We start from the raw sequence: 10,786 nt of genomic DNA, 5'->3' as shown, positions 1-10,786 counted from the left end.
CGCTCGCAACGAAAACGACTCACAGACCGCTCGAAACGCCATCGACGAGGCGGCGGCCGAGGACCCCGTCGCGCTACAGGAGCCACTCCGCGCGATCGTCGAGCACACCGGCGTCGTCGAACGCCACATCGGAGCACTCGCGACACGCTGCTTCGAGAACGACCGCTTGCAGGTCGACCTCCTCCGGACGGCCGTGTGCCGATGATCCGTGGACGGTGTGCGCGTCGGCACACCGTATTATCACTATCGAAAGTGGAGAATATCCCCGGCAGACTACCCGACATCGAAGGAACGACCGGGGGTGGGAACATAACAATTATACATCCCACTGGTGTTTGCCAGCGTATGGCACGGATGGCACCGCCGATGCGACGGACCGTCGACGGACGACTGGGTGGTACGAATGAGTGACCGCGACCGGAGCTTCTGGGCGTGGGGGTACGAGGACGAACTCCTCGGCGACTCCGAGCGCGAGGACCTGGCGGCGTTCGTGGAGGAGGAGTTCGATTTCCCCGAGCGACCGCGACTCGACTACCCCGAACTCTCGAACGTCACGCTCCCCGAATCACGCCTCGACGTGCCCGACGAACTGGCCGACTTCTGTGCGGCGGACAAGGAGACGCGCGTCCGCCACACGTACGGTCGGAGCTGGGTCGACCGAGTGCGGGGATTCCGGGAGAACTTCGATTCGGCTCCCGACCTCGTGACCCGCCCCGAAGACGAGGACGAACTACGAGCGGTCCTGGAGTGGGCGAGCGACGCGGGCGCGGCCGTCGTCCCCGTCGGCGGCGGCACGAGCGTCGTCGGCGGCGTCGAGGGCGACGTCGACGGCGACTTCGCGGGCGTCGTCTCGGTCAACCTCCGCGAGTTCGACGAACTGCTGGAGGTAGACGAGACGTCCCGATCGGCGAAGATTCAGGCGGGGAAACTCGGTCCCGACATCAACGACGAACTCGCCGACTACGGCCTCAATCTCCGTCACTACCCGCAGTCGTATCGCTTCTCGACGCTGGGCGGGTGGCTGGCGACTCACGCCGGCGGCCACTACGCGACCAACTACACCCACATCGACGACTTCGTGGAGAACGTGCGGATGGTCGCGCCCGACGGGGAGATCGAAACGCGGCGGCTCCCCTCTTCCGGTGCGGGCCCCGATCCGAACGAACTGGTCCTCGGCTCCGAGGGCATCCTGGGCATCATCACCGAGGCCTGGATGAACGTCGTCCCGCGCCCGCCCTACTCCGCGCGGGCGACGATGCATTTCGACTCCTTCGACGAGGTGGTGACGGCGGCCCGCCGCGTCGTTCAGTCGGGGCTGACGCCCGCCAACTGCAGGGTGCTCGATAAGAACCACGCCAAACTCAACCGCCTCACCGCCGACGCCGACACGCACCTCCTGCTTCTGGGCTTCGAGGCGAACGACGCGCTTCCGGAGGAGGAACTGGACCGGGCCATCGCCCTCGCCGAAGACGAGGGCGGTCGGTGTCCCGCCGGAGCCTTCTACGTCGACGAGACGACGGGCGAGGACGACCGCGGCGCGAGCGAACCCGAGCGCCGCTGGCGAGACGAGTTCTTCCGCGACCCCTACCGAACGGACGCGTTCATCAGCCTCGGCGTCATGCGCCGGACCTTCGAGACGGCGGTGACCTGGGACCAGTTCCCGAGCCTCCACACCGACGTCACCGAGGCGGCGATGGACGCGATGGAGCGCGTCTGCGGGACGGGCTTTCTCGCCACCCGCTTTACCCACGTCTACCCCGAAGGTCCCGCGCCGTACTACACCATGCTCGCACCGGTGGACCCCGACCGGGCCATCGAACAGGCAGAAGAGATCAAGCAGGCGGCGGTGGACACCGTCATCGACCACGGTGGGACGACGACCCACCACCACGCCGTCGGCCGGGCACACAAACCGTGGTACCACCGCGAGACGCCCGAGGACTACCGCGACGCCCTGCGCGCGATGAAACGGTCGCTCGATCCCGAGGGCGTGATGAATCCGGGCGTCCTCGTCGACTGAACGGCCCCGTTCACGAAAACGCTCGCCGTCGGGATTGCTGCTCCCGCTCTCGTACGCATCGATGGCCGGTATCATCCTCGTCGGGGCACTCGTATTTCTCGTCAACGCGGCGTATCTCCTGACGGCCGGGGACTGGCTCGCGCCCGCGCACGTCACTCACCGTAGCGACCTCGAAACGATTCGCGGGGAGGAGTTCCTCACCGAAGTCATCGTCGGCTGCTATAGCTGCGAACATTTGACCGGTTGGTCGACCGTTCCGAGAGGCCACACCGTGACCCGTCGCCCGCGACGACCGGTCGTAACCGTTTGTGGCTCCTCGACGAGTCGAAGACGCCGAGGAGCCGGCGTTTCGCGTCGAAGGCTCACGGAGGCGTTCGTCGATCCCGTCGCCTGGAGCCAGTACATGTCGTATCGCGAAATATAGTTTACGTGTTGCTGTTCGGCGTCCGAAACGTCCCACAGACAGTTCGCCCGACGCGGTCGACGTCGGCCGCGGAGACTCCGGAGCCGCCGCCCTCTGGCCGCTTTCGCCGGTCGTCATCCGATTCGTCGGTGGGGGAAAGGCTAAAGCGATCCCCAGCCTTCCGGTGGTTATGACGACTATCCACCCCCTCGAACTGGAGAACAAGGAGTTCGAGGGCGAGAACAGCGCGTATCTGATCGACGGCGGCGACGAGACGATGCTCGTCGACACCGGCGTCTCGACGCCCGACGTGCGGGTACAACTCGAACGCGAACTGGCGTCGAACGGCTGTGAACCGCGGGACCTCGACCGGATTCTGCTGACTCACTGGCACCAAGACCACGCCGGACTCGCGGGGGAACTCCAGGCCGAAAGCGGCGCGACGGTCCACGTCCACGAGGCCGACGCCCCGATGGTTCGGCGGAACGCCGGCGTCGAGTCGCTCCTCCGCGAGAAGGAGCGAGCGCGATACGAGTCGTGGGGCGTTCCCGCGGGGAAAGACGCCGAACTGTTCGAGTTCCTCGATTCGGCGGCCGGCAAGGAAGAGCGCCCCCTACCGATCTCGTCGAATTCTCGGACGGCGACCGGTTCTCGGTCGGTGACTACACGCTCCGCGTCGTCCACACCCCCGGACACACGGCCGGACTCTCCTGTTTCGCCTTCGAGGGAGACACCGGCCCCGAAGCGTTCGTCGGCGACACCATCCTCCCCGTCTACACGCCGAACGTCGGTGGCGCGGATCCCCGGGTGGACCGACCGCTGGAACGGTATCTGTCCTCGCTCGACGTCCTCCGGGAGCTGGATCTCGTCAGGGCCTGGCCGGGCCACCGACGACCGATCGGCACCCCCGACGAGCGCATCCGGACGATCGAGCACCACCATCGCGAACGGACGGAGCGCGTCGTCGACGTCCTCGAAACCCACGGTCCCGCCGACGCGTGGACGGTGAGCGCACACCTCTTCGGAGAGTTGCACGCCATCCACATCCTCCACGGCCCGGGTGAGGCGTTCGCCCACCTCGACCACCTCGACCGTCACGGCGTGGTCGAACGGGAGGACGGGGAGTACGCCCTCGTCGAAGCCCCGGCGTCGCTCGACGACCTGTTCTGAACGGGGATCGGTTCATTACCCCAGCGGCGTTTCAGGACGTCTCGGGCGGCCCGAACTTCTCGACGACGTCGTCGAGGACGGGGTCGACGTAGTGGACGTCGTCCGCCGCGGCGCGGGCGCTCTCGGTGTCCTTGAGGCCGTTCCCGGTGACTACGACGCAGACCGTCTCGTCGGGAGCGACGATTTCCTCGTCGAGCGCTTTCCGGACGCCGGCGACGGGTGCCGCGCCCGCGGGTTCCGCGTAGATGCCCTCCGTCCGGCCGAGGGTCGACTCGGCGTCGAGTATCTCGTCGTCGGAGACGACGACCGACGTCCCGTCGCTCTCGGAGAGCGCTTTACAGGCTTTCAGCGTGTTTCGGGGGCGCCGACGGCGATGCTGTCCGCGAGGGTGTCGGCGACGTCGTCGACGCCGTCGTGTTCGTGGAACGCGTCGTGGATAGCGCTGGCTCCTTCGGCCTGTACACCGAGCATCCGCGGCGCGTCGTCGACGAAGCCGAGCTCCGAGAACTCGCGAAAGCCTTTCCACCCGCCGTAGATCGTACAGCCGTCGCCCATCGAGAAGACGACCCAGTCCGGCGGATCCGTCCGCGTCTGTTCGGCGAGTTCGTGGCCGACGGTGCGTTTTCCTCCACCTGGAACGGATTTATCGCGGCGTTTCGGTTGTACCACCCGAACGCCTCCGTCGCTTCGAGGCTCAAATCGTAGGCCTCGTCGTAGGTGCCGTTCACCGCGAGGACGTCCGCGCCGTAGACGAGCGGTTGGGCGAGTTTGCTCTCGGGGGCGGCGGCGGGGACGAAGATACGCGCGTCCATGCCCGCACGCGCGGCGTATCCCGCGAGGGACGCGGCGGCGTTCCCCGTCGACGCACAGGTCACGACGTCGCGGCCCGCGCGTCGGGCCTTCGTCACGGCGATCGAACTCGCGCGGTCCTTGAGGACGCCCGTGGGACAGCGGCCGTCGTCCTTGACGACCGTCTCGACGCCGAGTTCCGAACTCAGATTCGGCGCGTCGTAGAGTTCAGTGCCGCCCTCGTGGAGCGTCACCGCTTCGGCGTCGTCGTGAACGGGGAGGAACGCGCGGTATTTCCACTGACTCGGGATACTGCCGTCGAGTTCGGCGTCGAACGCGTCGAGGACGGCGTCGTAGTCGTACTGTACCTCCAGAATCCCTCGCACGCCTTCGTGATTCGGACAGGTGTAGACGATCTGGTCGGCGTCGTACGTCTCGCCGCAGACGATGCATTCGAGACCGGTGACGTGTTTCATGTCCGCAACTGGAATCGCACCACCGTAGACGTTCCCCCGGCGAGTGTAATGTCGCCCCTGATCCCGCTCCGTTCGACGTCGTGAGGAGATCCGGATCGGTATAGCGACATACGATTCATTCGTGGCGGGAGCGACGGCGTCGAGCCTGTCCGTTTACCTACCGGCGGACGAAACGGGGAGACATGTGCGGTCGATATACGCTGTTCACGCCGCCGCCGGAACTCGGCGAACGCTTCGACGTTCCGGCCGACGAGTTCGAACCCCGCTACAACTGCGCTCCGGGACAGTCGCTTCCGGTCGTCACGGACGGCGGGCGCGTCCGGCGGATGGAGTGGGGGCTTACCCCCGGGTGGGCAGACGACGCTATAATCAACGCGCGCGCGGAGACGGTGCGCGAGAAGCCGAGTTTCGGGGACGCCTTCGAGCGACGACGGTGTCTCGTCCCCGCCGACGGCTTCTACGAGTGGACGGACGACGGCCCGTACCGAGTTGCGTTCGAGGACGACCGGCCGTTTGCCATGGCCGGCATCTGGACGCGCTGGACGCCCGAGACGACCCAGGCCGGACTCGACGACTTCGGCGTCGGCGACTCCTCGGCGACGGACGACGCTCGGGAGTCCTTCGCGGTCCTGACGACGGGGCCGAACGACGTCGTCGCCCAACTCCACGACCGAATGGCGGTCGTTCTCGATCGTGACGCGGAGTTGACGTGGCTCACGGGGAGTGGGGACGACGCCGAGTCGCTCCTCAAACCACACCCGAGCGAGGAGTTACACGCGTACCCCGTCTCGACGCGGGTGAACGACCCGCGAAACGACTCGCCGGAACTGGTCGAGGCGGTTCAGCGGTGAGAGGTCCGTGGATGCCGATCATCCGAGGTCGACTCAGGGGGTCAACGGGTCGAAGACGGCCCTTCAGCGGTCCGGCACGGAAGGGGGTCGATCGCGTTACGTTTTCGGAGCGGAGACGGGGACGAACGGAATCGAATCGGACGATTTTCAATATTTGTGTAGGGGGACTACTTTGCCACGGTATGAGGTCCTAAATCCACAAATATTTATTGTGACGCCGTCAGGTTGTGTCCCTACTTGAGAAAATAAGGCCACTTATCTTGGTGTGTAGGACGTATCCTATCGAAGCCATATGCCGTGGGGTGGCCGCACGAGATTCACTCGAGGTGAACGGCGGGATTTCGATTCGACTGACCGCGACGGAGCCGACCCGGCTTATCTGCTCGTCTGGTGCCGTAGGATTCATCGGTTTTCGAAGATCTCCGCCGGCTCGTGGTGATATTTGCGCATGAGCATCGCGGTGGTGCTCGCCAGTTCGACCTTCCGAAACGTGGGGGAGACGTCCCGCGCGGGGTAGTCGGCGAGTTCCGCCAACACGTAGTAGAGCTCGCGGGGCGTGCTCGACGCTACGAGATATTCGACCTGGGCTATCGTCGGCCACTGCTCCCAGTCGCCCGGTAGATGGCGCGGTGGCGTTCATCGCCGCACCCCTGTAAATCGCATTTCGCTATACGTTCGGATCATCTTCGTCCTCCTCGACGGCGTCCTCGTCGTCGGACATGGCGAGTTGCTCGGCGATTCGGGCTGTGTGACTGTTGGGTTCGTCGGTGTCGTGGTCGACGCGGTCGCCGTCGGCGATAGGGCGACACTTCCGATTTACGGCGTCCGAAGAACATTCGAGAACGGTGCGCCGTCCTCACCGACGCGGCGCTCATCGCGCCGTTCTACCACGGGTCGGATGTGTTCGAACTGACGTCGCTCGGCATGATGTATCTCTCCGGCGACCCCGATGCCGACAATCTACCTCGGTATTCAGTGGGATAGATTCTAGTCGTCGCCGTGAAGGTTCGTCACGTCCATGACGGCTTCGAGCGGTTCGGTTTCGAAGTCGCTGTCTGCGACAACGTATTCGTCCCCAGTCGAGCGAGCAGTGGCGGCAATCATCGCGTCTCGATGGGATAATTCGCTTCCGTCCTTGATTGAGGCGTCCTGTAGTCGGGAGGCTTCGAGGGCGAGTTGTTCGTTAAATTCGAGTGCTTGGACGCCGCTGAACTTCTGACGTTCTTCGGTGGGGTCGAAGTTCGGCGACCCCGCGAGGCCGTTCAGAACCTCGAAGACGCAGATCGTCGACGTCCACCACGGTTGGCGCTTGTCGAGATAATCGACGACAGTCCGGTCGTTACGAAGGTATTCGATGATGGTCGAACTGTCGAGGAACGTCATCGCCAGTTCTCCCGCGACTTCCTGATAGACTCTTTTGCCTGTTCGGCCTGTTCATCCGACCAAGCACCCGCTTCAATCGGCTCTTCGGAAGACGTGACCCGCTGTAAGAACTCGTCCCAGGTCTCGTCATCGCGTTTCAAGCGGTCTAATCGCTCTTTGGTGGAGAAGTCGACGGGGATGGACGTTCGGCTCATATGAATTTATTTTGAATTCAGGGGAGGTATGTGTTTCGCCGTTACAGCCAGGCGACTTTTTCGCGTTCCCGAGCGCGGCGACCTCAATGCCGACAATCTACCTCGGTATTCTGTGGGATAGATAAGATTCGAGAGCGGTACAACAGGTTGAAGTCGATGTATATCCGAGTATACGCCATGAGTAAATCAGTCCGTATTTCCGAAAGCCTTCACGAGCGAATCAGGGCGCACAAGCGGGAAGGGGAGACGATGGAGGACACGATTCGGCGACTAATAGGAGGTCCAGATCCGGGAGAAGTGGCGGGGATTCTGTCACCGGAGACCGCGGATGCGATTGAGGAAGGTCTCGAGGAGAAGCGTCGGGAAGACGTGGATTCGAAAGAGGAGCTTCGGGAGTTATTCGAGTGATTATCGACACGACGTTTCTGGTACACCTGTTCCGACAGCGGCAGGACGCTTTCGAGAAGGGTGTGGAACTGACGGAGAATGATGTAGTCCAGCGCGTTCCGGCCCCGGTCGTGATGGAGCTCTCGTATGGCGTCGAGCGATGGGGAGACCGGGATGAGAGACGGAAGTTAGAGAACGCGATGGAGATGTATCCGGTAGTCGAACTGACCCGGGAATTAGCCGATAAGGCGGGAGCGATGGGCGGGAAGGCGGACGATGCGCTCGGAGGGAGAGCGACATCGACAAGGTCGACCCGATGGTGGCGGCCGTCGCGGATTTCTACGGTGAGCCCGTCCTCACGGAGAACGTCGAGCACTTCGAAGCGTTGGGCGTCGAAGTAGAAACGTACTAGAGCCAGTCGATCGGTCTCGACGCCGTCGTGGGCAGCGATTCAGAGATACTCCGCCCAGAGGTCCCGTTCCGGATACCGATCGCCGCGGTCCGGAAGCGGCATCACGACGACGTCGTCGTCGCCGAATCGGCCGTCGGCATCGAGACGGCGGACCAGGGCCGCACACGCCCCGCTCGACGGACCGACCAGGAACTCGTCGTCGATGCGGAGTTCGTCCCGTACGAGCGACGTGGACCACCGCCCGGTGTCTCGGATCCGCAGTTCCGTGCCGGCGTGTCGGCGGCGGAGCCGACGGGCGTGCTCGCGTGCAGTCGCGGTCGAGACGACGGTGCTCGTGTCGAGAGCGGTGGGATCGAACGTCCCCGGAACGTAGGTGTCGGGGCCCGACAGGAACTTGAGGCCGTCGATGTCGTGTCCGTCGCTCACCGGCGTGAATCCGTGTATTTCGACGCCACGGCCCGCGAGGGCGTAGCTCACGCCGGCGACGGTGCCGCCGGTCCCCGCGCCGGCGACGAAATGCGTCACGTTCCCGCCCGTCTGTCGCCAGATTTCCGGCCCGGTCGTCCCCGCGTGGACTCCCGGATTCGCGGGATTTTCGTACTGGTTCGGGTAGTAGCCCGCCCCGGCGTCGACGAGTCGCTGGCACGCCGAGACGAAGGCGTCGTACCCCTCCTCGCTGTCGACGAAGCGGATGTCGCCGTCGGCGGCACGTATCGCGTCGACTTTGCCCACACCGGCATCGTCGGGCATGACGATCTCGACGTCGTATCCGCGCGCTCCACCCACGCGCGCCAGCGCCGCACCGGTGTTTCCGCTGGACGCTTCGACGAGCGACTGACCGGGGTCGAGTTCGCCCACTGCTTCCGCCGCGTCGAGCATCGCGACGCCGATACGCGTTTTGACCGATCCCCCACCGTTCGGTAACGTCGCGAAATTGAACCACTCTACCTTGCCGTAGACGGTAGGGTCGACCCCTACGTCGAGTTCCACCAGCGGGGTGTCCCCGACGGCGTCGGTGTCGACGGCCATGGGGTCCGTTCGTCCGTCGGCGCGAAAAAGCGTTCACCTACGCCGTTCGCCCGTTATATCTGTGTGTCGGGGTATACTTTGATAACGTCGGAACGAGATGGCGACGTATGGAACCGGACGACGACGTCGACACGTCACGGACGGCGGTGAAGACGTACGTGCCAGCCTACCAGAAAGAGCGGTGGCGTGACGACGCCGAACGACTCGACATGAGTCAGAGTGAGTTCGTCAGGACGATGGTTCAGGCCGGCCGGCGGGAGTTCGACGTCCCCGAGACGGCCGACGCGTCGTCGGAGCAGTCGGACGACGGCGACGTCTTCGAACGGCGCGTCCGTGCGGCGCTCTCGGAGAGCGACCACCGGTCGTGGGACGAACTCGTCGACCGATTGACGGGGGAATCGAGGACCGCCTCGAATCGACGTTACAGGAGCTACAGGCGGTCAACGACGTGCAGTACAGCGGTCGGCACGACGGCTACACCCTGGTGACCGATGAGTGACCCGTCCACGGACGAAATCGGCTACTTCCTGCAGGACATGACGTATCACGGGAAGACCGACCGGACGCGCGACTTCTACGAGCGCGTCCTGCGGGAGTTCGAGGAGTTCTTGGGCGAACGACGGGACGTCGACGTGCCGTCGGAGGCGTCACACCGCGACTGCATGGCCTACGTTCACCGACTCCGCGGAACCCTCGCCGAGAGCACCGTCGCGACGTACGCATCCTATCTCCACCGATTCTACTCGTATATGACCGGCGTCGGGAAGTTCGAATCGAACCCGATGACGCTCGTCATGGAGGAGATGGACGAACGGATCAACACGGATCCGACCCGCCGGGAGATCAGCGTCCCGGAGATGCGAGCGTTTCTCGAAGACGTCGGCCACCCGCTCCACCGCGCTCTCCTCGTGACGATGCTCAAGACGGGCGTTCGCGTCGGCGAACTCTGCAACCTCGACCTTCGAGACGTCTCGTTGCCGGAGGTTCGAGATCTAGGCGCGTCCGTCCGCCCCCAACTCGACGGGCGTGGAACGTCGCTGTTCGTCTCGCCCCATCCGAGCGTCGACGAGGCGACGAACGGGGAGCGCCGGGAAGCGTCGAACAAGCGAAAACGCGCCACCGTGGTCCCCGTCGACGACGAACTGCGGGCGGAACTCGTCCGCTGGCTCGCAGTCCGGCCCGATCCAATCTCCTCGGCACACCCCTCTTCGTGAGCACCCGCGACAGCTGGGGCCGCCGGGTGACGCCACACATGGTTCACCACGTCGTCGAGGAACACGCCACACGCCGCGGCTGGTACCGCGAGGGCGGCGGTGCCGAGGAGAACGTCACTCCCCACTACTTTCGGCACTTCTTCACGACCCACCTCCGTGATCGGACCGGCGACCGGGGCATCGTGAAGTACCTCCGTGGCGACGTCGCCGGCGACATCGTCGACACCTACACGCACAACTGGGGCGACCGGGTCAGAGAGACGTACGAACGGAACATATATCAACTTCTGTAGAGGTATGTGCGTTGGGCTGCGAACTAATAAACCGTATATAGCTATACTAAATCTACGGCAGATCGGATCGTACGGGTCGCGCCGAATCATGGGTTTCCGAAAATAGAAATAACACTTCCTGAATCACATTCTCTATTTCAAGATAGCGAAAGTAACGACGGTAAT

10 protein-coding genes and 5 pseudogenes are annotated in these 10,786 nt (G+C 64.2%); 8 read left to right on the top strand and 7 right to left on the bottom strand.

All coding sequences use genetic code 11. The features are described from left to right. Positions 1-73: 73 nt before the first annotated feature. The gene (locus ACFQJD_RS19350; RefSeq protein ID WP_417448767.1) at positions 74-244 is read right to left on the bottom strand and encodes a hypothetical protein; all 171 of its coding nucleotides are present in this window, start codon (positions 242-244) and stop codon (positions 74-76) included. Positions 245-403: 159 nt separating this feature from the next. Between ACFQJD_RS19350 and ACFQJD_RS07625 the strand changes: the two genes are divergently transcribed. The 3 genes and pseudogenes from ACFQJD_RS07625 to ACFQJD_RS07615 all read left to right on the top strand — a co-directional run bounded on the left by ACFQJD_RS07625 (position 404) and on the right by ACFQJD_RS07615 (position 3,593). Beyond that, on the top strand, positions 404-2,020 hold the full coding sequence (locus ACFQJD_RS07625) for an FAD-binding oxidoreductase (RefSeq protein ID WP_379797305.1): 1,617 nt from the start codon (positions 404-406) through the stop codon (positions 2,018-2,020). A 34-nt stretch (positions 2,021-2,054) separates the two neighbouring features. Further along, positions 2,055-2,444, top strand: a complete 390-nt coding sequence (locus tag ACFQJD_RS07620; RefSeq protein WP_379797303.1) for a hypothetical protein — start codon at positions 2,055-2,057, stop codon at positions 2,442-2,444. A 178-nt stretch (positions 2,445-2,622) separates the two neighbouring features. After that, positions 2,623-3,593: pseudogene (locus ACFQJD_RS07615) on the top strand (MBL fold metallo-hydrolase). A 31-nt stretch (positions 3,594-3,624) separates the two neighbouring features. Here ACFQJD_RS07615 and ACFQJD_RS07610 read toward each other — a convergent pair. Together ACFQJD_RS07610 and ACFQJD_RS07605 are read right to left on the bottom strand one after the other, a co-directional pair. Continuing rightward, positions 3,625-3,942, bottom strand: coding sequence for a threonine synthase (locus tag ACFQJD_RS07610; protein ID WP_379800444.1), 318 nt, complete (start codon positions 3,940-3,942; stop codon positions 3,625-3,627). Beyond that, positions 3,939-4,858 (bottom strand): annotated as a pseudogene (locus ACFQJD_RS07605) (threonine synthase). The gene ACFQJD_RS07610 and the pseudogene ACFQJD_RS07605 overlap by 4 nt, the downstream one beginning before the upstream one ends. Positions 4,859-5,040: 182 nt before the next feature. Here ACFQJD_RS07605 and ACFQJD_RS07600 point away from each other — a divergent pair. Further along, complete coding sequence (locus ACFQJD_RS07600; protein ID WP_379797302.1) at positions 5,041-5,709, top strand: SOS response-associated peptidase; 669 nt, start codon at positions 5,041-5,043, stop codon at positions 5,707-5,709. Positions 5,710-6,111: 402 nt separating this feature from the next. Here the strand turns inward: ACFQJD_RS07600 and ACFQJD_RS07595 are convergent, their stop codons facing one another. The 3 genes from ACFQJD_RS07595 to ACFQJD_RS07585 form a co-directional block, all read right to left on the bottom strand. Next, positions 6,112-6,243 (bottom strand): hypothetical protein, encoded by a 132-nt coding sequence (locus tag ACFQJD_RS07595; RefSeq protein ID WP_379797301.1) that lies wholly within the window; start codon positions 6,241-6,243, stop codon positions 6,112-6,114. A gap of 453 nt (positions 6,244-6,696) precedes the next feature. Then, positions 6,697-7,092, bottom strand: a complete 396-nt coding sequence (locus tag ACFQJD_RS07590; protein ID WP_379797299.1) for a PIN domain-containing protein — start codon at positions 7,090-7,092, stop codon at positions 6,697-6,699. After that, positions 7,089-7,286 (bottom strand): DUF7557 family protein, encoded by a 198-nt coding sequence (locus tag ACFQJD_RS07585; RefSeq protein ID WP_379797297.1) that lies wholly within the window; start codon positions 7,284-7,286, stop codon positions 7,089-7,091. The genes ACFQJD_RS07590 and ACFQJD_RS07585 overlap by 4 nt, the downstream gene beginning before the upstream one ends. A gap of 177 nt (positions 7,287-7,463) precedes the next feature. On the opposite strand from ACFQJD_RS07585, the gene ACFQJD_RS07580 reads away from it, so the two are divergent. Together ACFQJD_RS07580 and ACFQJD_RS07575 are read left to right on the top strand one after the other, a co-directional pair. Further along, complete coding sequence (locus ACFQJD_RS07580) at positions 7,464-7,694, top strand: DUF7557 family protein (RefSeq protein WP_379797295.1); 231 nt, start codon at positions 7,464-7,466, stop codon at positions 7,692-7,694. Next, positions 7,691-7,870 (top strand): annotated as a pseudogene (locus ACFQJD_RS07575) (type II toxin-antitoxin system VapC family toxin); the annotation flags it as partial. The gene ACFQJD_RS07580 and the pseudogene ACFQJD_RS07575, both read left to right, overlap by 4 nt. A 254-nt stretch (positions 7,871-8,124) precedes the next feature. Here ACFQJD_RS07575 and ACFQJD_RS07570 read toward each other — a convergent pair. Further along, complete coding sequence (locus tag ACFQJD_RS07570; RefSeq protein ID WP_379797293.1) at positions 8,125-9,114, bottom strand: PLP-dependent cysteine synthase family protein; 990 nt, start codon at positions 9,112-9,114, stop codon at positions 8,125-8,127. 107 nt (positions 9,115-9,221) lie between these two features. Here ACFQJD_RS07570 and ACFQJD_RS07565 point away from each other — a divergent pair. Both ACFQJD_RS07565 and ACFQJD_RS07560 read left to right on the top strand, forming a co-directional pair. Beyond that, positions 9,222-9,613 (top strand): annotated as a pseudogene (locus ACFQJD_RS07565) (DUF5805 domain-containing protein). Further along, positions 9,606-10,621 (top strand): annotated as a pseudogene (locus ACFQJD_RS07560) (tyrosine-type recombinase/integrase). The pseudogenes ACFQJD_RS07565 and ACFQJD_RS07560 overlap by 8 nt, the downstream one beginning before the upstream one ends. The last annotated feature ends 165 nt before the right edge of the window (positions 10,622-10,786 follow it).

It is taken from the genome of Haloplanus sp. GCM10025708, assembly GCF_042663985.1.
GTDB classification, from domain to species: Archaea; Halobacteriota; Halobacteria; order Halobacteriales; family Haloferacaceae; genus Salinirarus; species Salinirarus marinus.
The sequence above is the reverse complement of the archived record's forward strand: the minus strand, read 5'-3'. Positions and strand labels throughout refer to the sequence as shown.

Excerpts from the sequence above, each read along its gene's own strand:
- ACFQJD_RS07625 (WP_379797305.1), top strand. The coding sequence starts at position 404 with ATGAGTGACCGCGACCGGAGCTTCTGGGCGTGGGGGTACGAGGACGAA.
- ACFQJD_RS07600 (WP_379797302.1), top strand. The coding sequence starts at position 5,041 with ATGTGCGGTCGATATACGCTGTTCACGCCGCCGCCGGAACTCGGCGAA.
- ACFQJD_RS07590 (WP_379797299.1), bottom strand. The coding sequence starts at position 7,092 with ATGACGTTCCTCGACAGTTCGACCATCATCGAATACCTTCGTAACGAC.
- ACFQJD_RS07585 (WP_379797297.1), bottom strand. The coding sequence starts at position 7,286 with ATGAGCCGAACGTCCATCCCCGTCGACTTCTCCACCAAAGAGCGATTA.
- ACFQJD_RS07580 (WP_379797295.1), top strand. The coding sequence starts at position 7,464 with ATGAGTAAATCAGTCCGTATTTCCGAAAGCCTTCACGAGCGAATCAGG.
- ACFQJD_RS07570 (WP_379797293.1), bottom strand. The coding sequence starts at position 9,114 with ATGGCCGTCGACACCGACGCCGTCGGGGACACCCCGCTGGTGGAACTC.